General features: G+C 74.3%; 19 protein-coding genes. 10 read left to right on the forward strand and 9 right to left on the reverse strand.

The annotated features are described in order from the left end of the window. Window positions 1-54: 54 nt before the first annotated feature. The gene (locus KDN32_RS21700; RefSeq protein WP_211734778.1) at window positions 55-624 is read right to left on the reverse strand and encodes a YceI family protein; all 570 of its coding nucleotides are present in this window, start codon (window positions 622-624) and stop codon (window positions 55-57) included. A gap of 164 nt (window positions 625-788) precedes the next feature. Then, a complete protein-coding gene (locus KDN32_RS23080) occupies window positions 789-914 on the reverse strand; it encodes a hypothetical protein (protein WP_283093591.1) in 126 nt (41 codons plus the stop codon). Window positions 915-1,161: 247 nt separating this feature from the next. On the opposite strand from KDN32_RS23080, the gene KDN32_RS21705 reads away from it, so the two are divergent. Both KDN32_RS21705 and glmS read left to right on the forward strand, forming a co-directional pair. Beyond that, entirely contained in the window at window positions 1,162-1,422 is a 261-nt protein-coding gene (locus tag KDN32_RS21705) for a hypothetical protein (protein WP_211734780.1), read from the forward strand. Window positions 1,423-1,436: 14 nt separating this feature from the next. Then, a complete protein-coding gene (gene glmS, locus KDN32_RS21710) occupies window positions 1,437-3,260 on the forward strand; it encodes a glutamine--fructose-6-phosphate transaminase (isomerizing) (protein ID WP_211734782.1) in 1,824 nt (607 codons plus the stop codon). 136 nt (window positions 3,261-3,396) lie between these two features. Here glmS and KDN32_RS21715 read toward each other — a convergent pair whose 3' ends face one another. Further along, a complete protein-coding gene (locus tag KDN32_RS21715) occupies window positions 3,397-4,944 on the reverse strand; it encodes a glycerol-3-phosphate dehydrogenase/oxidase (protein WP_211734784.1) in 1,548 nt (515 codons plus the stop codon). Then, window positions 4,941-5,549, reverse strand: a complete 609-nt coding sequence (locus KDN32_RS21720; RefSeq protein WP_211734786.1) for a TetR/AcrR family transcriptional regulator — start codon at window positions 5,547-5,549, stop codon at window positions 4,941-4,943. The genes KDN32_RS21715 and KDN32_RS21720 overlap by 4 nt, the downstream gene beginning before the upstream one ends. Before the next feature lie 17 nt (window positions 5,550-5,566). Here KDN32_RS21720 and KDN32_RS21725 point away from each other — a divergent pair, with 17 nt between their 5' ends. Next, window positions 5,567-7,150: an FAD-binding oxidoreductase gene (locus KDN32_RS21725; protein WP_249217289.1), complete on the forward strand. Its 1,584-nt coding sequence runs from the start codon at window positions 5,567-5,569 to the stop codon at window positions 7,148-7,150. A gap of 142 nt (window positions 7,151-7,292) precedes the next feature. Here KDN32_RS21725 and KDN32_RS21730 read toward each other — a convergent pair whose 3' ends face one another. After that, entirely contained in the window at window positions 7,293-7,973 is a 681-nt protein-coding gene (locus KDN32_RS21730) for a pirin family protein (protein ID WP_211734788.1), read from the reverse strand. 37 nt (window positions 7,974-8,010) lie between these two features. Between KDN32_RS21730 and KDN32_RS21735 the strand changes: the two genes are divergently transcribed. From KDN32_RS21735 to KDN32_RS21760, 6 genes are all read left to right on the forward strand, one after another. After that, the gene (locus KDN32_RS21735) at window positions 8,011-8,955 is read left to right on the forward strand and encodes a hypothetical protein (RefSeq protein WP_211734789.1); all 945 of its coding nucleotides are present in this window, start codon (window positions 8,011-8,013) and stop codon (window positions 8,953-8,955) included. 61 nt (window positions 8,956-9,016) lie between these two features. Then, window positions 9,017-10,366, forward strand: coding sequence for a GH1 family beta-glucosidase (locus tag KDN32_RS21740; protein WP_211734791.1), 1,350 nt, complete (start codon window positions 9,017-9,019; stop codon window positions 10,364-10,366). Window positions 10,367-10,504: 138 nt separating this feature from the next. Then, window positions 10,505-11,557, forward strand: coding sequence for a sulfotransferase family protein (locus KDN32_RS21745; RefSeq protein WP_211734793.1), 1,053 nt, complete (start codon window positions 10,505-10,507; stop codon window positions 11,555-11,557). Further along, entirely contained in the window at window positions 11,557-12,495 is a 939-nt protein-coding gene (locus KDN32_RS21750; RefSeq protein WP_211734794.1) for a glycosyltransferase family protein, read from the forward strand. Before KDN32_RS21745 ends, KDN32_RS21750 begins: the two co-directional genes overlap by 1 nt. Further along, complete coding sequence (locus tag KDN32_RS21755) at window positions 12,492-14,306, forward strand: glycosyltransferase family 2 protein (protein ID WP_211734796.1); 1,815 nt, start codon at window positions 12,492-12,494, stop codon at window positions 14,304-14,306. The genes KDN32_RS21750 and KDN32_RS21755 overlap by 4 nt, the downstream gene beginning before the upstream one ends. A gap of 5 nt (window positions 14,307-14,311) precedes the next feature. Further along, window positions 14,312-15,910 (forward strand): glycosyltransferase family 2 protein, encoded by a 1,599-nt coding sequence (locus KDN32_RS21760; RefSeq protein ID WP_211734798.1) that lies wholly within the window; start codon window positions 14,312-14,314, stop codon window positions 15,908-15,910. 156 nt (window positions 15,911-16,066) lie between these two features. Here the strand turns inward: KDN32_RS21760 and KDN32_RS21765 are convergent, their stop codons facing one another. After that, window positions 16,067-17,236, reverse strand: a complete 1,170-nt coding sequence (locus KDN32_RS21765; RefSeq protein ID WP_307854283.1) for a nucleotide sugar dehydrogenase — start codon at window positions 17,234-17,236, stop codon at window positions 16,067-16,069. 87 nt (window positions 17,237-17,323) lie between these two features. On the opposite strand from KDN32_RS21765, the gene KDN32_RS21770 reads away from it, so the two are divergent. Then, window positions 17,324-18,235: a DUF2510 domain-containing protein gene (locus KDN32_RS21770; RefSeq protein WP_211734800.1), complete on the forward strand. Its 912-nt coding sequence runs from the start codon at window positions 17,324-17,326 to the stop codon at window positions 18,233-18,235. Here KDN32_RS21770 and KDN32_RS21775 read toward each other — a convergent pair. The 3 genes from KDN32_RS21775 to KDN32_RS21785 are packed head-to-tail and all read right to left on the reverse strand — an operon-like array spanning window position 18,232 to window position 20,976. After that, on the reverse strand, window positions 18,232-19,233 hold the full coding sequence (locus tag KDN32_RS21775; protein ID WP_211734802.1) for a hypothetical protein: 1,002 nt from the start codon (window positions 19,231-19,233) through the stop codon (window positions 18,232-18,234). The two genes, KDN32_RS21770 and KDN32_RS21775, sit on opposite strands and share 4 nt — an antisense overlap. Then, complete coding sequence (locus tag KDN32_RS21780) at window positions 19,230-20,720, reverse strand: WXG100-like domain-containing protein (protein ID WP_211734804.1); 1,491 nt, start codon at window positions 20,718-20,720, stop codon at window positions 19,230-19,232. The genes KDN32_RS21775 and KDN32_RS21780 overlap by 4 nt, the downstream gene beginning before the upstream one ends. After that, window positions 20,704-20,976, reverse strand: coding sequence for a hypothetical protein (locus tag KDN32_RS21785; RefSeq protein WP_211734806.1), 273 nt, complete (start codon window positions 20,974-20,976; stop codon window positions 20,704-20,706). The genes KDN32_RS21780 and KDN32_RS21785 overlap by 17 nt, the downstream gene beginning before the upstream one ends. Window positions 20,977-21,077: the final 101 nt, after the last annotated feature.

Genomic DNA, 21,077 nt, shown 5'->3' on the forward strand with positions numbered 1-21,077 from the left:
ACGTTCACGCCGACTCGGCGCGGTCTGGCGTGACGTTCACGCCGACTCGGTGGGTCAGGCGTTCTGGATCGCGGAGACGTCGAACTCGAGCTTGATCTTCTCCGAGACGAGGACGCCGCCGGTCTCGAGCGCGGCGTTCCAGGTGAGGCCCCAGTCCTTGCGGTTGATGGTGGTCTCGCCCTCGAAGCCGACGCGCAGGTTGCCGAACGGGTCCTTGGCCGAGCCGGTCTGCTCGAACTCGATGGTGACCGGCTTGGTGACGTCCTTGATGGTGAGGTCGCCGGTGATGGTCCAGTCCGAGCCGTCGCGCGAGACGTCGGTCGAGGTGAAGGTGATGGTCGGGTAGGTCTCGACGTCGAAGAAGTCGCCGGACTTGAGGTGGCCGTCGCGGTCGGCGCTGCCGGTCTCGACCGAGGCGACCTGGATGGTGAGGTCGACCTTGGACGCGGCGGGGTTGGCCTCGTCGATGCGGGCGGTGCCCTCGAAGGCACCGAACTGGCCGCGGACCTTGGTGACCATGGCGTGGCGGGCGACGAAGCCGAGGCGGCTGTGGCTGACGTCGAGGGTGTAGTCGCCGGTGGTGTCGTCGATGGCGGTGGTCGGGGCGTCGAACGAGCTGGACATGCGGTGCTCCTGCGAGTGGAAGGCGGTGGTTGGTAGAACTTTCAACGACCCTAACGGACGGTGCTCCGAAACCATTCCCGCCGACACGGAATTTTCTGCCCGGCGCGAAATGGGCACGAGCCGCGCCCCACGAGGGGGTGCGGCTCGGTGCGCGGCGGGACGGGTCAGGCGGCTGCGACGTGCGCGGCCGGTCCGACCGTCCAGCGCGCCTCCATGTGGGTGCGGCCCGACGCATCGGTCACCGCGACCCAGGTGCAGACCGGAGCCCCGGTCATCTCGCGCTTGCTCATGTGACACCTCCCGTTCACCTTCTGTTCACCCAGAGTAGCACCTCCCCACCCGCGCACCACCTTTTCGCTGCGAATCGACGTAGGTGCCCCACCTCGGGCGTCGACTCGCCGCGCAGGACCGTCGGCTCCTCCACCTGGAGCGCACACGCCTCCTCGGTCGCGGCCGACCGAATCCCGGAATGCGGATTTCTGCCCGATTTCGGGCAGGAAGTTGCCGAGGTGGCACCGCCGACCCCATGCTCCTCGGGTGCCGGACCCCGCCCTCGTCGCCCACGTCGTGGCCACCACGTCGCTCACGCCCGGTGAGGCGGCGCGCGTGGTCGACGACGTCATCGCCTTCCACGCCCAGACCGTGGAGGCCTACGTCCGGGCGCGGCACGCGCACCTCAAGACGTACGGCGCGAACAACCCCGAGATCTTCGCCCGCATCGCCGAGGAGCTGCGCGAGCGCGTGGTCGCGGCACCCGAGCTCTCCGAGCGGCAGCTGCGCCGCATCGTCTACGGATAGGAACCCATCACCCCATGTGCGGAATCGTCGGATACATCGGTCGCCAGGACGCGGCCCCGGTCGTGCTGGAGGGCCTGACCCGGCTCGAGCACCGCGGCTACGACTCGGCGGGCGTGGCCGTCCTCGGCACCCGAGGCGTACGCGTGGCCAAGCGCGCCGGCCGGGTGCGCGACCTGGAGGCGTCGCTGCCCAAGCGGTTCGCCGGCACCACCGGCATCGGGCACACCCGCTGGGCGACCCATGGCCCCGCCACCGATGCCAACGCCCACCCGCACACCGACGAGCTCGGCCGGGTGGCGGTGGTCCACAACGGGATCATCGACAACTCGGCGGCGCTGCGCGCCGAGCTCACCGACACCGGCGTGACGCTCTCCAGCGACACCGACACCGAGGTGCTCGCCCACCTGGTGGCCCGCAGCACCGCCGACACCCTCGAGGGCAAGGTCCGTGACGCGCTCGGTGCCGTCGTCGGGACCTACGGCCTCGCGGTCGTGCACGCCGACTTCCCCGACCGCATCGTCGTCGCCCGCAACGGCAGCCCGCTGGTCGTCGGGGTCGGGGACCACGAGATGTACGTCGCCTCCGACCTCGCCGCGATCGTGCGGCACACCACCACGGTGGCGGTGCTCGACGACGGCGAGCTGGCGACCGTGACCGCCGGCGGCTTCACCACGATGCGCCACAGCGACCTCAGCGCGACCGGCAAGACGGCCAGCGAGGTCGACGTCGACGCCGCGGCGTACGACGCCGGCGAGCACGAGTCCTACATGCGCAAGGAGATCCTCGAGCAGCCCACCACCGCCCAGGCGGTCCTCCGCGGGCGGCTCGACGAGCGCTTCGGCACCGCCCACCTCGGCGGGCTCGACATGGACGCCCGCGACCTGCGCGCGGTGCGGCGGGTCAAGGTGCTGGGCTGCGGCTCGGCCTACTACGTCGGCCAGATGGGCGCGGCGCTGATCGAGGAGCTCGCCCGTATCCCGGCCGACGCCGAGGCCGCCAGCGAGTTCCGCTACCGCGACCCGGTGATCGAGCCGGACACCCTCTACGTCGCGGTCAGCCAGTCGGGCGAGACCATCGACACCCTGCTCGCGGTGCAGGAGGTGCGCCGCAAGGGCGGTCGCTGCGTCGGCCTGGTCAACGTCGTGGGCTCGGCGATCGCCCGCGAGTGCGACGGCGGGATCTACCTCCACGCCGGCCCCGAGGTGGCGGTCGCGAGCACCAAGGCGCTGACCAACATGTTCCTCGGCTTCGCCCTGCTCGCCCTCCAGCTGGGACGGGTGCGCGACCTCTCCATCGCCGACGGCAAGCGGCTGGTCGCCGGCCTGGAGCGGCTGCCGGCCCAGATCGAGGAGGTGCTCGCGGGGGAGGACGACCTCGTCGAGGTCGCCCGGTCGCTGGCCGAGGCGCGCAGCCTGTTCTTCATCGGCCGGGTGCGCGGCTTCCCGGTCGCGCGCGAGGGCGCGCAGAAGTTCAAGGAGATCAGCTACTGCCACGCCGAGGCCTACCAGACCTCCGAGCTCAAGCACGGTCCGCTCGCGCTCATCGAGCCGGACGTCCCGACCGTCGCCGTGGTGCCGCACGACGAGCTCACCGAGCGCAACGTCGGGGCGCTCCACGAGATCGCGGCGCGCCAGGGCCCGCTCGTCGTGGTCACGCACGAGGAGGTCGACCTCGGCGAGGTCGGCGCCCGACGGATCGTCGTCCCGCGCAACGAGCCGGAGCTCGACCCGATCCTGCTGACCATCCCGATGCAGCTGCTGGCCTACCACGCCGCGCGGCACCTCGGTCACGACATCGACAAGCCGCGCAACCTGGCCAAGTCCGTCACCGTGGAGTGAGCCGGTCCCCGAAATGGACTGGGCGCCCCTTGCCGCATGGGGTCGGCAAGGGACGCGCCGCGAGAACCTTCCCATCCTGTCCCGCGTCCTGTCCGGGGTTCGGCCGAAAGACCGAGCGAATTTGCTGTCGTGCCGCTCACAGGGTGCGGAAAGCGTCGCCGGCGAGGGCCAGCGCGCGTCGGGCCAGTGGCTCCGCGGCGGCGCGGTCGGCCGCCACGAGGCCCACGCGCGTACGCCGGTCGAGCAGGTCGTCGACGTCGTGGGCGCCCTCGTGGGTGACCGCGAAGACCAGCTCGGCGAGGGTCACCGGGACGTCGTCGGACACCGGGGCGAGCAGCTCGTCGTCGGTCAGCCCGGTGACGGACCGTGCTGTCGACAGGGCGAGCCCGGCGTCCGTGCCGAACCGGCGCACCAGCCGCGGCGGTGCGCCGAGCGCGCGCAGGTCGGCGGCCGGTGCCGCGCCGGCGAGCGGCAGGGTCGCGGTCACGCACGGCCCGGCGTCGACCACCCCGCGTGCCACGAGCGCGTCGAGCACGTCCTCGGCCATCCGGCGGTAGGTCGTGAGCTTGCCGCCGACGACGGTCGTGACGCCGGTCGGGGACTCGAGGATCGCGTGGCGCCGCGACAGGTCGGCGGTCGCGTCCGTCCCGGCGACCTCGAGCAGGGGGCGCAGGCCGGCGAAGGCCCCGACCACGTCGTCGCGGGTCGGCGGGACGGCGAACGCGGCGCCCACCACGTCGAGGAGGAACGCGACCTCGGCCTCGCTCGGCACCGGGACGTCGGGCACGGGGCCGGTCACCGGCTCGTCGGTCAGGCCGACGTAGACCGTGCCGTCCGGCTGCGGCAGCACCATCGCGAAACGCGCGGCGGTGCCGGGGATCGGCACCATGACGGCCACCCGCGTGTGCGGCAGCGCGGAGGCGCGCAGCACCAGGTGGGTCCCGCGGCTCGGCCGCAGCCGGACCTGGTCGTCGAGGTCGCCGGCCCAGACCCCAGTGGCGTTGACGACGGCCCGGGAGCGGACGTCGTGGGACAGGCCGGTGAGCCCGTCGCGGAGGCGTACGCCCGTGCCGGTGGCCGACGTGACCCGCGCCCGGGTGCGGACGTGCGCGCCGTGGGCTGACGCGGTCCGGGCCACGGTGGTGACCAGCCGCGCGTCGTCCTCGAGCTGGCCGTCCCAGGCCAGCAGCCCGCCGCGCAGGCCGTCGGGGCGCAGGGCGGGCGCGAGGTTGAGGGTCTCGGTGGCATTGAGCCGTCGCGGGCGCGGCAGCGTACGAGCCGTGGTGTGGGCGGTGCGGCGCAGCAGGTCGCCGGCGTGCAGGCCGCCCCAGGTCAGGGCCGCCTTCGCCGGCGGGACGGCGTCGGTGAGGGGGGTGAGCATCGGCAGCGCGTGGACGAGGTGCGGGGCGGTGACGCCCATCAGGATGCCGCGCTCGACGGCGCTCTCGTGGGCGATGGCGAGCTGGCCCTGGGCGAGGTAGCGCAGGCCGCCGTGGACCAGCTTGGAGGACCACCGCGACGTGCCGAAGGCGAGGTCGTGGGCGTCCACGGCCAGCACCGTGAGCCCGCGGGTGACGGCGTCGAGCGCGACACCGGCACCGGTGATGCCGAGGCCGACGACCACGACGTCGACGGCGGCCGGCACGCCGGCGAGGCCGGGCGTGATCCGGCGCCCGGCCGTCATGACCGCGGTGCCAGCGACGAGGCGACGAGGTGCAGGAACTGGCCGTCGAGCTGCTCGACGTCGATGTCGGCGTCGGTCATGGTCAGCGCCGAGAAGACGAAGCCCTGGCCGGCGAGCATCAGCGCCCGGGCCATGAGGACCGGGTCACCCCCGTGGATCGCGCCGGTGGCCTGCCCGCTGGCGATCTCGGCGGCGAGGATCTCGATCAGCGCCTCCTGCGAGCGACCGCGCCGGGCCAGCAGGTAGGGGAGCATCAGGTCGGGGTCGAGCTCGACGATCCGCACGAACAGCTCGTTGTCGCGCAGCGCGCGGACCGTGCTCAGGGCAGCCGCGGCGATCCCGCCGGGAGTCGTGGTGTCCTTCGCCGCCACCCGGGTCGCGGCGGCGATGCCGACCCACTCGCGGGTCATCAGGTCGCCCAGCAGCGAGCCCATGTCGGGCCAGGCGCGGTACATCGTCATCCGCGAGACGCCCGCGCGCCGGGCCACCTCGGTGAGGGTGGTGCGACGCCAGCCGACGTCGAGGATGCAGTCGCGTGCCGCGTCGAGGTAGCCGTCGATGCGGGGGTCGCGGGCGCCGGTCGCGGTGTGACGAAGTGACGACATGTGTCACACTGTAACGCATGACGCCCGAGACGATGACCGTCGAGATGCACCCGCAGCGCTGGGGTGACCCCGCCGCCGCCGCGGACCTGCCCGACTCCGCCCGCGGGCTGGTGGAGCTCGCCTTCGGTCGGCAGGACACCCCCGCGGTCGACGGCGCGACGCCGCCGCCGGTCGCCCTGGACGACGCCCTGCTCGACGACCTCCGTCGGGTGGTGGGCGCGGAGCACGTGCTCACCGACGACGCCACCCGGACCCTGCGCACCCGCGGCAAGTCGACCCCCGACCTGCTGCGCGCACGGGCCGGCGACCTGTCCGACGCCCCCGACGCCGTGGTCCGGCCGGGCGGCCACGACGACGTGGTCGCCGTGCTGGCGTGGGCCACCGCGCACCACGTCGCGGTGGTGCCCTTCGGTGGCGGCACGTGCGTGACCGGCGGGCTCGCTGCCCGGCGCGACGGCTTCGCCGGCCTGGTGAGCCTCGACCTGCTCCGGATGAAGGGGCTCCTCGCGGTCGACGAGGTGTCGATGACCGCCACCCTCCAGCCCGGCCTCCGGGGCCCCGAGGCCGAGGCGCTGCTCGCCGCCCACGGCCTGACCCTCGGGCACTACCCGCAGTCGTGGGAGCACGCCTCGATCGGCGGCTTCGCCGCCACCCGCTCCAGCGGCCAGTCCAGCGCCGGCTACGGCCGCTTCGACGCCATGGTCGTCGGCCTCACGGCCGCCACTCCGACCGGGTCGCTCGACCTCGGCTCGGCCCCGGCCAGCGCCGCCGGACCCGACCTGCGCCAGCTGCTGCTGGGCTCGGAGGGAGCCTTCGGCGTGATCACCTCGGTGACCGTCCGGGTGCGGCGTGCGCCGGCGGTGACGGCGTACGAGGCGTGGCGCTGGCCGTCGTTCGGCGCCGGCTCCGACGCGATGCGCGTCCTCGCCCAGGAGGGGTTGCTGCCGACCGTGCTGCGGCTCTCCGACGAGGACGAGACCGCGATCAACCTCGCCGACCCCGGCTCGATCGGAGGCGCGGAGGACCCGGGCTGCCTGATGGTCACCGGCTACGAGGGCACTGCCGACCAGGTCGCCTCGCGCCGCGCCGCGGTCACCGAGCGGCTCACCGCGCTCGGGGGCACCCCGCTCGGCACCGAGGCGGGGGAGCGGTGGGCGCACGGCCGGTTCCACGCGCCGTACCTCCGCGACGCGCTGCTCGACCACGGCGTCCTCGTCGAGACGATGGAGACCGCCACCTTCTGGTCGAACCGCGAGCGGCTGCACGCCGAGGTCCGGGCCGCGCTGCGCGGTGCGCTCGGCGAGGGGTCGCTGGTGCTGTGCCACGTCTCGCACGTCTACGAGACCGGGTGCTCGCTCTACTTCACCGTCGCGGCGCGCCAGGGCGACGACCCGCTGGGCAGGTGGGCGGCCGCGAAGGCCGCCGCCAGCGACGCGATCATCGCCGCCGGCGCCACGATCACCCACCACCACGCGGTCGGCACCGACCACCTCCCGTGGTTCGCCCGGGAGGTCGGCGAGGTCGGCATCCGCGTCCTGCGCGCGGTCAAGGCCGAGCTCGACCCGGCCGGGATCCTCAACCCGGGGGTGCTGGTGGGCTGAGCACCGGCCTCGCGCTGGTTGACGCCTCCGGCCCGCCCGCCCGCCCCCACTGCGGTACCTGGGGACGAAATGGTGGGTGAACGTGGCCGAACGCCCACCATTTCGTCCCCAGATACCGGGGCAGGGGCGCGGGGGAGGGGGGTCAGGCGAACGACCAGACCAGCAGCTCGGTCGGCTCGGTCGCGGTCACCCGACGGCCGGGCTCGTCGGTGATCCGTACGGCGTCACCGGCGCCGAGCGACAGGTCGTCGAGGCGGACCCCGCCGGCGGCGGCGAAGACGTGCTGGGCGGGGTCGTCGGGCAGCACGGCGGAGGAGCCGGCCGCGAGGCGGGCGACGAGCAGCCGCGCGCCGGCGGTGCCGATCGGCAGGCCGTCGCCGCCGGCCACCTCGACCAGCCCCTCGCCGGGCGGCGGAGCCTCGCCCAGGACGTACGACGGGTCGCCGCCGGGCGTGGTGGGCGTGAGCCAGGCCTGCACGAAGCGGCAGCGTCCCGACGCCGGGTCGGCGACCTCGCTGTGCCGGATGCCCGACCCGGCCGACAGCACCTGCGCCCGACCGGTCTCGAGGACGTGGGGCGCGCCCGTGGAGTCGGTGTGGACGAGCGCGCCCTCGAGCACCCACGTGACGATCTCGAGCCCGGTGTGGGGGTGGTCGGGGTAGCCGGCGCCGGGGTCGAGCAGGTCGTCGTTGTGGCAGACGAGGGGACCGAAGCCGAGGTTGCCGGGGTCGTAGTGCGGTCCGAAGGAGAACGAGTGCCGCGTGACTCGACCGTCCTCGCGCGTCGCCGGCCGCGTCGCGGAGGCGCGGACGTCGGCGGTCATGCGCCCCATTGTGGGTGTCGTGTGGAAGGGTCGGGACATGGGCACGGGGGTGCACGGGGGACGGATCGCGGCCACGGTCGCGCTGGTGCTGGCGGCCGGGGCGTGCTCGGGCGCCCGGGAGCCGACCGAGGAGGAGCCTGGCGGGACACGCGTCGAGGCGGGCGAGCTGGTCGCGCTCGAGGCCCCGGTGCCGGTCGAGGACGTCGACCCGGAGCCCGCGCTGACGGCGCGGGTGCCGTCGGGTGAGGTGCGGGTGGCCGTGCGTGCCGCCGACGAGGTCGAGGGCGCGCGCCAGCAGGCGGCGAGCCTGGACGCGCCCGACGGGACCGAGGTCGTCGTCGTGGCGTGGGAGCTCGACCCGACCGCTCTCGCCGTGCCCGAGGTCGCTGCCCGCGCCGCGCTCGGCACGGACGCCGACGCCGAGGTGGTGCTCACCGGCGGTGACGTCGACGCCGTCCTCGCCACGGACCCCCTGCCCCTGGAGGGGTCGGCGCTGGTCGCGGTCCCCGATGCCGCCGAGCTGGGGCTGGAGGTGACGTTCGACGGCGTCGTGCAGACGGTGAGCCCGGGTGGTGAGCGGCGCGAGGTGCCGGCCGAGGCCGCCGGCCTCTACGAGGGGTTCGCGTTCGCGAGGTCGTCGCTCGACTGCCGACCCGCGCGCCTCGACGCTGACTGCCTCGCCGGAGCGGCCTGGCTGCCGTGGACCGACGCGGGAGGCTGGGCGCCCGTCGGCCAGGTGTGGCCGGTCGTCCGGGTCGACGGCTCGGTGCCGGGCGAGACCGGCGCCCTGGCCCCGACCGTGACCCTCGGCGACGCCGCCCCGGTGAGGTCGTACGACGCGGACGGCACCGCCGCGGGTGGCTTCGACGGCCTGCACGTCTTCCCGGCCGTCCGGCTCGGAGCGGCGCGGGTCGACCTGCAGGCCGAGACCGGCGCGGGGAGGCTGGTCGGCACCGGCGTGCTCGTCCCGGCCCTCCCGTGAGCCCGCACGACCTCCCGGATCCCGCGTACAGGGCCCGCGTCGGGCCGATATCTTCGCCGTTGTGTCCTCCCCCGCAGACTTCCCCCTGCTGCCGCCCGGCTTCCGCTTCGGGACCAGCACGGCCAGCTACCAGATCGAGGGCGCCGCGCGCGAGGGCGGCCGGGGGCCGAGCATCTGGGACACCTTCACCGCCGAGCCCGGCCGGGTCGCCGACGGCAGCACCGGCGACGTGGCCTGCGACCACTACCACCGCGTCGACGAGGACGTGGCGCTCATGCAGCAGCTCGGCACCGGCGGCTACCGCTTCTCGATCGCGTGGCCCCGCGTCCAGCCGACCGGGAGCGGGAAGGTCAACGCCGAGGGCCTCGCGTTCTACGACCGCCTCGTCGACACCCTGCTCGCCCACGGCCAGCAGCCGATGGCCACGCTCTACCACTGGGACCTGCCGCAGGCCCTCGAGGACGACGGCGGCTGGCTGAACCGCGCGACCGTCGACCGCTTCGCCGACTACGCCGCGATCGTGGGCGACAAGCTCGCCGACCGCGTCGAGCACTGGGTGCCGGTCAACGAGCCCAACGTCGCCTCGATCCTCGGCTACGGCATGGGCACCCACGCCCCCGGCAAGGCGCTGCTCTTCGACTGCCTCCCGGCCGCCCACCACCTGCTGATGGCGCACGGCCGCGCGGCCATCGAGCTGCGCCGGGCGGGCGCGCAGTCGATCGGCTGCGCGAACAACCACGCGCCGATCTGGCCGGCGAGCGACGACCCGGCCGACGTCGGGATGAGCAAGATCTTCGACGCGCTGTGGAACGGCACCTTCCTCGAGCCGATGCTGCTCGGTCGCTACCCCGTCGACCTGATGCCCCTCTTCGAGGAGTTCATGCAGGACGGCGACCTCGCCACGATCCGCCAGCCGCTCGACTTCTATGGCGTCAACTACTACAACCCGATGCGGATCGCCGCCGCTGACGAGGACTCCGAGATCCCCTTCGACTTCCGGGAGGTCGTGGGCTACCCGACGACCGACTTCGGCTGGCCGATCGTGCCCGACGCGCTGCGCGAGTGGCTGGTCATGTTCCGCGCCCGCTTCCGCGCCGCGCTGCCGCCGATCATCATCACCGAGTCGGGCGCCAGCTATGCCGTCGGACCCGACGAGCACGGCGTCGTCGACGACCAGGCCCGCATCGACTACCTCCGCGCCCACGTCAACGCCGTCTCCGAGGCGATCGTCCGCGGCGTCGACGTCCGCGGCTACTACTGCTGGTCGTTGATGGACAACTTCGAGTGGGCCGAGGGCTACACCCAGCGCTTCGGCCTCGTCCACGTCGACTACGAGACCCTGGTGCGGACCCCGAAGAAGTCGTTCCAGTGGTACGCCGACCTGATCAAGGCGCAGCCCCAGCACCTGTGAGCTCACGCCGTACGCGTGGCGAAGGTGGAGCCTCTGGCCGGTAGGTCGGGCCCGACGCTCCACCATCGACCTGCCCGGCGGGCGCGCGCGAGGCGGGGCTTGCCGGCGACCTGACCCCGCGCCGATAGGCTCCCCGGCATGAGCAGCCGCCGCATCGTGTTCGTCGTCGGCTCGGGCCGCAGTGGCACGAGCACCATGGCCGGCACGCTGCGCACGCTCGGCCTGCACGTCCCGCAGCCCGAGGTCGTCGCCGACGCCACCAACCCCAAGGGGTTCGGGGAGCCGCGCTGGGTGGTCGACCTGCACGCCGAGCTGCTCCAGCGCAGCAACGTGCAGGTCTCCGACGCCCGCCCGCGCGCCTGGCTCGACACCGGCACCACGAGCGGCGACCACGCCACCCGCGAGCGGGTGACCGCCTGGCTGGAGGAGCAGTTCGCGATCAGCGACGAGCTGGTCGTCAAGGACCCGCGCGCCGCGTGGTTCCTCGGCCTGTGGCGCGCGGCGGCCGACCGCTGCGGTGCCACGTCGTCCTACGTCACGATGCTGCGCCCGGTCACCGAGGTGGTCGGCTCCAAGCAGGCCTACTACGGGCAGATGGGTGCCGGGTCCGACCAGGGCGCCATCACCCGCACCGCCGCGTGGGTCAACATGATGCTCCACACCGAGCGGGCCACCCGCGACCAGCAGCGCGCGTTCGTCCACTACGGCGCGCTGCTCGACGACTGGACCCAGCCGGTGTTCGCGCTGGGGGAGGCGTTCGACCTCGCCGGTGTGAAGACCGCGATGGCCGTCGACATCGCCGATGTCCACCGCTTCATCGATCCCAGCCTGCGCCGGGTCACCGCGACCTGGGACGACATCGGCGTCCCCGACCGGCTGCGCGAGCTCGCCGACGCCACGTGGCAGGCGCTCGAGGACGTCGCCGCCGACGACACCGACGAGGCCCGCCGCCGCTGCGACGAGCTGCGCACGGCCTATGCCGCGCAGTACGCCGAGGCCGAGGCGTTCGCCCACTCCACCGTCGTCGCCCAGCGCCGCACCGCCGCCGCCGAGGCCCGGCGCCAGGCCGCGGCCGAGGCTGCTCCGGCGCGCTCCGGCGCCGACCGGGTGCCGCACGCCGTCCGGGCGATGGTGCCGCCGGCGGCACGCCAGAAGCTGCGCCGGGCGATGGGTCGGGAGCGACCCTCCTGATGCCCGACATCGCCTCGCTCGAAGGACTGCCCGACTACGACGTCACCTGGCCCTGGACGGCCGGCGAGCCGCTCGAGCCCGGCCTGACCTGCGTGTTCCGGGTGCGCAACGAGGCGCGCAACCTGCCGTGGGTGCTGCCGCCGATCCTGTCCGCGGTCCAGCACGTCCTGCTCGTCGACAACGGCTCCGACGACGGCACCGCCGACGTCGCGCGCCGCGTGGCTGCCGAGTGCGGCGCCGCCGACCGGATCACCGTCTTCGACTACCCGCACCGCGTGTCGCGCGCCGGCGGCGAGCACCTCGCCACGCCGGCGACGAGCGTCCACTCGCTCACCCACTTCTACAACTGGTGCTTCTCCCACGTCCGCACCACGTACTCGATGAAGTGGGACGGCGACATGGTGCTGACCCCCGAGGGCGCCGGGATCCTGCGCGACCTCGCCTGGCAGCTCCAGTCGACCCGCGCGATCGTCGCGATGCCGCGCCACCCGCTCACGGTCGTCGACGAGTCCACCGGCTGGCTCGACCTGTCGCTGCGCTTCCTCGAGCCGTGGGTCTACCCGATGGGCCCGGATTTCACGTTCGTGAAGGCCTTCGACTGGGAGCTGCGCGAGTTCCCGCCCGGCGTCGAGCGGATCGTCCTCCAGCAGGGGCTCGTGCTCGAGGTGAAGTGGCTCGACGCCGACGAGTACGCCCACTGGCGCACCGAGGGCGTCGACTTCACCAACACCCGGCTCTACCGCAAGCTGCGCGAGTTCGAGGTCGACGAGGCGATCCGCACCGGCCGGGCCGAGGAGCTCGGCGGCCTCGTCAAGGTCGTCGCGCCGCCCGGCGTCCACGTCATCGACCACGTCAGCCGCGACTGGCTCTGGCGCCAGCCCCGACCGCTCGTGCAGCACTCGCTGCCCTCCTCGCTCAAGGAGCGCGTACGCCCGTGACCCCCGCACCCACCGCCCCGCACCCGCTCCACGACGTCCGGATGCCCGGTCCGACGCTCGTGCTGGTCGACGACGCCGACGGCCTGGCGCTCGACGCGCTGCACGGCATCGAGGACGTCCCCGGGATCGAGGCGCGCGTGGTGACCCTGGCCGAGCTCGACGGCCCGCTCAAGGGCTGGGGCTCGGTGCTCGTGGTGGCCGCCGACCGCGCGCGGCTGCGTCGGATGGCGAGCGCCGTGCCGCTGCTCGGCCAGTGCCGCGTCGTCGCCTGCTGGCTCACCGACACCCCGACCCCCTGGGTCGTCGTGCCGCGACCGGAGTGGCCGCGGCTGACCCACCTCGCCGCCCGCGAGGCCGGTGAGCGCGGCGTGCTCACCGTCCTGCGCTTCGCCTCGGGCGCGCGCGCCCAGCTCGTCGTGATGGAGATGGCCCGGCAGGCCGCCGGCCCCGGCGACACCACCCACGGCGGCCTCGTGGTGGCCTACGCCGGCCGTCCCGCCGCGCCCGGCCTCGACGCCCGCAGCGTGCTGCTGCCCGACGTGGCCGGCGCCGGCGACGCCGAGCGCGACGTGCCGCCGGACGTGGTCGTCGCCCGCCGGGGCGGCCCGGTGGCCGCCCACCACGTGATCGACCGCGCCCCGACCGTCGTCACCGACCCGGGTCCCGACCCGGTCGACGAGCGGGTCTTCAACCCGATCGGCTTCCGCAAGGACTGGGACGCGCCCGTCGCCGACCTGTCCGCCCTCGGCCGCGGTGCGGTGACCGAGGCGGTGGTCGACGCCGCCCGCGCCCATCAGGGCGTACGCCCCTCGGCCGACACCCGCGCGCCCGACCTGCTCGCCCTCGCCGCGGCCGGCGTGCCGCTCGTCGGCGTCGACCGCGCGCAGGCGGTCGAGCTGGGTCTCGCGGCCCCGCTCGTCGACGCGCTGACCGCCGAGGTCGACCTCGACGACGCGCTGGCCCGCGAGGAGCACAGCCTCGCCGTGCGCCGCGCGGCCTTCGATCACCACTCGACGCTGGCCTGGCGCTCGGCGCTGGCGGCCCGCGCCGGCGTGCGCCACACCGGGCTGCCGCCGGTCAGCGCGCTGCTCGCCACCAAGCGCCCGCAGATGCTCGACTTCGCGCTGCGCCAGGTCGCGCGCCAGCGCGGCGCCGAGGTCGAGCTGGTGCTCGCCGCCCACGGCTTCGAGCCCGACCGCGACGCCGTGCGCCGTGCCCTCGGCGACCGGCCCCACCAGGTGCTGACCTTCGACGACGCGACGTTCTTCGGCGACGTGCTGACCGCGGCCGCCCACGCCGCGTCGAGCGAGGTGCTGCTCAAGGTCGACGACGACGACTGGTACTCGCCCGACGCCGTCCACGACCTCGCGATGGCCCGCCGGTTCTCCGGCGCCGACGTGGTCGGGATGCCGTCGGAGTACGTCTACCTCCACGCCAACGCCGAGCGCGAGGACCTCACCGTCCGGCGCAACCACCCCTCCGAGCTGTTCGCCCGCTTCGTCGCCGGGGGCACGCTGCTGCTCGACCGCGGCACGCTCGGCTCGCTCGGCGACTTCCGCCGGGTCCGGAAGTTCGTCGACGCCCAGCTCCTCGCCGGGGTCGAGGCCGCCGGCGGCCGGATCTACCGCACCCACGGGCTCGGCTACGTCCTGCGCCGCACCGGGGCCGGACACACCTGGCAGCGCGACGACGAGGAGTTCCGTCGACCTGACATCGTGGCCGAGGAGTGGAAGGGTTTCCGACCGAGCCGTGCGCTGGAGGTCGACCCGGTCGACCGCCCGGACGGGGTCGCCACGATCGAGGGGGAGTAGCGGAGATGGCCCGGCAACCGGTGGTGCGCCACAACGACTGGGGCACGCTGACGCCCGCGACGCTCGGCGCGTGGGAGCCCACGCTCGCCGTCACCGTCGTGGTGCCGACCTTCAACTACCAGCACACGCTGCCCTACGTCCTCGCCGGCCTCGCCGCGCAGTCGTACCCCTCCCACCTGCTCGAGGTGCTCGTCGTCGACGACCAGAGCAGCCCCGCGCAGGAGCTGCCCGAGGTGCGCCCCGACAACACCCGGATCCTGCGCGTCGAGGAGGGCTGGGGGCGTGCCAACGCCTGCCACCTCGGGGCGCTGGCCGCCGACGGCGACGTGCTGCACTGGTACGACGCCGACATGCTGGCCTACCGCGAGGAGGTCGAGGCGCACGCCCGCTGGCACCACCTCGTCGACTACGCGGTGCCGGGCGGCCACAAGCGCTTCGTCGACCCGACCACGCTGCTCGAGGTCGACCCCGCCGTCGTGCGCGACCGGGTGGCCGCCGGCGAGGCCGTCGACCTGTTCCCCGGCCAGGAGCACGAGCCGCACCAGTGGGTCGAGGACTACTGGGCCAAGACCGACGACCTGCGCACCGCCGGGCCGCGCGCCCAGCGCTACCACATCGGCATGACCGGCTCGGTGACGAAGGCGCTCTACCTCGACTCCGACGGCTTCGACCGCACGCTGCGCCTCGGCGAGGACATGCACCTCGGCCACTCGCTCGCGCAGGCCGGCGGCGTCTTCGTCGTCGACCGCGAGGCGCGCAGCTGGCACCTCGGGCGCTCGCAGGTGCTGCGTCGCGCCGAGCAGGTCAACCGCTACAACGACCCCTACCTCGCCGACCTCGTGCCGACCATGCGGCCCAAGCGCAGCAAGCGCGGCCGTGCCTACCAGGTGCCCTACCTCGAGGTCGTGCTCGAGGCCGGTCCCGCCGACGAGACGATCCACCTCGTCGACTCGTTGCTCGACGGCGACGTGCCCGACCTCCGGGTCACCGTCGTCGGGCCGTGGTCGAGCGTGCACGAGGACCGCGTCCAGCCGGTCGAGGACCCGGTGCTGGAGACCCGGCTGGTGCACCGGTCCTACCTCTACGAGCCGCGGGTGCGGCTGGTCGAGCAGGCGCCTGCCACCTCCGACGCAGAGTTCCTGCTGACGCTCCCCGATGTCTCGATGGCGCCGCTGCCGGCCACGCTCGCGGCGCTGCTCGACGACCTCGAGCGCACCCACCACGGCGCCCGCCTGCTGACGTACGGCTCGGGTGCCGTCGCGCGCCTCGAGCGCACCGCCGCCCTCGCGCGGGTCGCCCGGCTCGCCGGTGACGGTGACGACCGCGAGGCCCTGCTCGACGAGTCGTTCGGGGTGAAGACCTACGACGCCACGTCCGTCGGCTGGGTGCCCGTTGCCGACCGCGTGGTCGAGCGATTCACCCTCGGCGCCCGCCCGCCGATGGACCCCGACAAGTCGGAGAACCGGCTGCACAAGGCCCTGCGGAAGGCCGAGGAGGGCGCCGCCGTCCACCCGCTCCCCGAGCCGGACCAGCAGGCATCCGGGTCCGCGTCCGATGCGTCGGCGGGCACGGAGAAGCGCGGGCTCTTCGGCCGCCGACGGTAGGCCCACTGCCTTCGTTGGTCGAGGAAGGACGAAGTCCTGTCGCGAGACCTGGTCGGTCGGACGGGCGGGTGGTGGTGCGGGGTCTCGTGACGGTCGCTGCGCGACCTCCTCGACCAACGGGGCCGGGGCCACCGCGAGCGGAGCGAGCCGTCCGGCTCAGTCGGCGCCGAAGAGGTCGCGGGTGTAGACCTTGTCGGCGACGTCGCGGAGCTCGTCGACCATCCGGTTGGCGACGATCAGGTCGGCGCGCTCCTTGAACGCGGCCAGGTCGTCGAGCACCTCGGAGCCGAACCAGTGGTCCTCGCCGAGCTCCGGCTCGTAGACCACGACCTCGATGCCCTTGGCCTTGATCCGCTTCATGATCCCCTGCACGGACGACTCGCGGAAGTTGTCCGACCCCGACTTCATGATCAGCCGGTGGATGCCGACGACCCGCGGCGCGCGGTCGAGGATGTCGAAGGCGATGAAGTCCTTGCGGGTGGTGTTGGCGTCGACGATCGCGGAGATCAGCGTCTGCGGGACGTCGGTGTAGTTGGCCAGCAGCTGCTTGGTGTCCTTGGGCAGGCAGTAGCCGCCGTAGCCGAAGGACGGGTTGTTGTAGTGGGTGCCGATGCGCGGGTCGAGCCCGACGCCGTCGATGATCTGGCGCGAGTCGAGGCCGCGTGAGAGCGCGAAGGAGTCGAGCTCGTTGAAGAACGCCACCCGCATCGCGAGGTAGGTGTTGGCGAAGAGCTTGATCGCCTCGGCCTCGGTCGGCTCGGTGAACAGCACCGGCACGTCGTCGGCCTCGGCGCCCTCGACGAGCAGCGCGGCGAACGCCCGGGCCCGCTCGGAGTCCTCGCCGACGACGATGCGGGCGGGGAAGAGGTTGTCGTGCAGCGCCTTGCCCTCGCGCAGGAACTCCGGCGAGAAGATCACCCGGTCGGTGCCGAGCCGGCCCCGGACCTCCTCGACGTAGCCGACGGGGACCGTCGACTTGATGACCATCGTCGCGGACGGGTTGATCCGGGCGACGTCGCGCACGACGGCCTCGATCGACGAGGTGTCGAAGTAGTTGGTGACCGGGTCGTAGTTGGTCGGCGTCGCGATCACCACGAAGTCCGCCCCGGCGTGCGCCTCCTCGGGGTCGGTGGTGAGGACGAGGTCGAGGTCCTCCTCGGCGAGGAACCGCGAGATGTCGTCGTCGTGGATCGGGCTCTCCCCGCGGCGCAGCCGCTCCACGCGGTCGGCGTCGAGGTCGAGGCCGACGACGGAGTGGTGGCGGGCGAGCAGGACGGCCATGGAGAGGCCGACGTAGCCGAGGCCGGCGATCGAGATCCGGGTCACGGCGAGGATTGTGCCGTACGCAGGACAGCGCGGCCGGTCGTGCCGCACCCTTGACCGGCACCGGTAGCGACAGCAGCAGGAGGACGGATGTCGACCAGGAAGAACAGCACCACCTTCCCGTGGTTCATCCTGGTCGTGCTCGCGATCCTCGCGGTCGGCTCCGGCGGCGCGTTCCGCAGCGTGGCGGTCGTCATCGGGATCGTCGTGGTGTTCACGTGGCTGCGCAACGTCTCGACGGCCGCGGGACGCACGGCCGGCCAGCCCGCGCCCGGCACCGGGTTCGTCGGCCGGCGCGAGGCACCCGACCTGCCGCCCGAGGTCGCCGAGCGGTTCCAGCGGCTGGCCGCCGAGATGGTCGTCCCCGGCGGCCGCAGCATGGACGAGGTGATGCGCGAGGCCGCCGAGGTCTACGCCCAGCTGCCGCCGCACCTGCGCGAGGAGATCGCCCGCGCCGCACCGGACGTCGAGCCCGGGATCCACGTCGAGGTGAGCGGGCCCCTCGGCAACGTCCTGTCGCGGGCGATGGGCATCAAGGCCCGCGCGGCGCAGGACCCCGCGGCTCCCACCCCGTCGGCCCCTCCGTCGGCGCCGGCTGCTGCGAGCACGCCGACCGCTCCACCGGTGCCGACGGCGCCGGCCGCTCCGGCCGCGCTGGCCGCGCCGGCCGCGCCGCCGGTCCCGCCCGAGGCAGTCCCGGCAGCCCCGCCGGTCGCCCCCGTCACGATCACGCCGGCCGCGATCACCCCCGCTCCGATCACCCTCGCACCGATCACCCTGGCCCCGATCACGCCGTCGGCGCCCGTCGGCGCCCCCGCGGGCCGGCCCGACCAGGACGTCCGGTCGGGTGCGACCGCCCCCGACGTGCTGACCGGCGCGGAGGGCCTGCCGCCCGGCTCGCTCGCCGAGGGCTGGTACGTCACCGCCGACGGCCGCCGCGAGCGCTGGTGGAACGGCGCGTCCTGGACCGCCCACGTGCGCGAGCGCGGCGCGGAGGTCTAGTCGACCACCCGGGTCAGGGCGTCGGGCAGGACCGCGGGCGTGCCGTGCTCCTCGAGGCGCCCGTCGTCGGGTCCGGCGCACGTCGTGGCGGGGTCGAGCGTCTCCAGGTCGTCGAGCCAGCCGGGCTCGGGGGCGCCGGTCGCCGGCAGCACCACCCGCACCAGCGCGTCGCCGTCCGCGAGCGACGCCGAGACCACGGCGGGCGATCCGTCGACGTCCCCGACGAACGTCGCGCGCACCGGCCCGCCGGCCCCGCACGCGGCGTAGGTCAGGTCCCACCCGGGGAGCCGTCGCGCGAGCCGGGGCAGGGAGCGCGCGGTGACGCTCGACTGCGCCGCCGGGGCGCGGCGGCGGTTGACGCCCGCCTCGAGGCGCGGGGCGGTCACCCGCAGGCCGAGCCCGACCAGCGCGGGGTCGGCGGCGGCCGCCTCGACGGCGCCCCCGTCGGTGTCGCCGTCGGGCCACCCGGCCGCGGCGTCCTCGACGTCGTCGGCCTCGTCCTCGCCGATCGGCGACGACTGGAGGGGCGGCGGGACGAAGCCGGTGCCGCGTGCGTCGAGGCACGTGTCCGCGACGGGGGCGGGCGCCCGCCACCCGGTGTCGAGGTGGTGGGGCACGACGACCTGCAGCGCGGCGGTCGCGCTGCCGGCGTCGGGGGCGACGACGAGCTGCGCGAGCGCGTCGTCCGGGCCGACCAGCGCGACCTGGACGGTGGTGCCGCACGTGCTCGACGTCGGTCGCCACCCGGCCCCGGCCGCGAGGTCGAGCTCGGCGCGTGCGGCGTCCTCCACCCCGGAGGCGTACGTCGTCGAGCGGCGCCCCACGACCCGTGTCACCTGCCCGTCGCTGCCCAGCGCGGGTCCGGCGACCGTCGCGGACGTCGGCGCGACCCACGGGTCGGTCCACACCGCCACCGCCGCGTCGAGGTCGCTGCGGTCGGAGACGACCTGCGGGCCGCTGCTGCAGCCCGCCAGCGCCGGGGCGGCCAGGAGCGTCACGACGAGGGCGTGACCGCGAACCACGGTTCGTCCCATCCCGAGACCCCCAGGTCGCCGCTCGTGAAGTCGTCGCGCGGGATCGTCTGCTCACGTCCGGAGGCGGGGTCGAAGATCGTGAGCGAGTCGCCGTCGCTCCCGGTGACCAGCACGACGTGCCCGGGCCGGGTGGTGTCACCGACGTAGAGCGGGACGGTGCTGCCGCCCTCGACCGAGGCGGCGATCCGGTCGTAGGTCTCGCCGCGGTCGGAGGGCGACACGGTCTGCACCTCGTAGTCCTGGCCGGGCACCCCGCTGCCGCCCTCGCTCGACATCTCGGCGGCGACGGCCCACGGCTGGGTGCCGGCCGCCTCCGGCCAGGGGAACTGGAGGTCGCCGTCACGGTCGTGCAGCGCGTTGGTGCGGTCGTGCATGGCGAGCGACTCGTCGGCGAAGCGCTGCTCGGGCGTGCGCGGGTCGGTCGTCCCGGTCGCGGCGTCGTAGCCGGTCTCCATCCACAGGGCGTACGCCGGGTCGTTGAGCATCCGCGACATCACCAGGCTGGAGGACCCGCACGTGGTCTGGTCGGGCTGGGAGTAGCTTCCGTCGGTGGGCGGGTCGAGGTCGTCGAGCTGGGCCGGGCTGAGCGTGCGCAGCCGCGCGACGTAGTTGGCGAGCGCCATCCCGGAGAGCCCGGACGCGACCCCGGCGATGATCCACGCCCGCTCGGCGTCGCTGCGGGCGCCGGCGAGGGCGTCGCGCACCGCCTGCTGCTCGGCGGGCGACAGGTCGGCGAAGGCGGCGTCGTAGTCGGCGAGCTGGCGGCCCGACAGCGGACCGTCCTCGTCCTCCCAGCCGTTGACGACCGACACCGGGCTGACCCCGGCCGGGAGGTGGTCGGGGAGGTCGACCTCGTCCATCGCCGCGACGACGGCGGCCTTCGCGACGGCCACCGCGTCGACGGCGTCCTGGTAGGCGCCGATCGCCTCGGTGAGGGCGTGGACGACGCCCGCGACGACGCCGCGGAGGAAGTCGACGAGCTCCCACGGCCACAGGTCGCCCCAGGACAGCTGGAGGTTGTCGCGGAGCAGGTCGTCGGCCTCGCGGTGGCGGGTGCGGGCCGCGGTCATGTCCGCGGCCAGCCGGTCGAGGACGGCCGCGACCTCCCGGGCCGCGGGCGGCACCGTCGCGGTCCGGGTGCGGAGCCGGCCGACCGAGGAGCGGAACGCATCGCCGGACGTGCCGTCCCAGACGGTGGTGTCGACGGCGTCGCGGGTCGTGGTGAGGTCGTCGCAGCCGGCCTCGACCGAGGTCGCCGCCCGACGCCAGGCAGCGGCGGCGTCGGTCAGGTCGCCGGGCTCGGGCGCGGGCGGCTCGGTGAGGATCGCGACCGCCCGGCCGACGGCGTCGACGATGGTCTGGGCGGCGTCCCAGGGAGGCCAGAGGTCGATGTCCTCGACGGTGGCCAGGACGTCCCTCAGCCGGGCGACCGTGTCATCGAGCAAGCCCATGGAACTCTCCTGCCGAGGTGCCGTCGGTGGTGAGGAAGTCGCGGATGCAGTCCTCGACGCCCCCGTGGTGCTCCTCGAGCACCCCGAGCGCCACGCGCAGCACGCCGTCGAGGTCGGCGGCGGCGTCGGCCAGCGTGGCCGCGAGGTCGGCCAGGTCGTGGCCGGCCGCGTCGGGCACCTGTCCCTGCGCCGAGCGGAGCTCGGCGGCGGCGTTGTCGGCGTGGGCCCACCCGGCCCGCACGGCGTCCGGTCTCATCACCACGATCATGGCGTCGCACCTCCCTGGTCAGGAGAAGCGTTCCCCCACGCCCGACCCGCAAACAAGGGCGAACCGGACCTGTGGACGAGGTGGGCACA

Source organism: Nocardioides palaemonis, from assembly GCF_018275325.1.
In the GTDB taxonomy this organism is placed as follows: domain Bacteria; phylum Actinomycetota; class Actinomycetes; order Propionibacteriales; family Nocardioidaceae; genus Nocardioides; species Nocardioides palaemonis.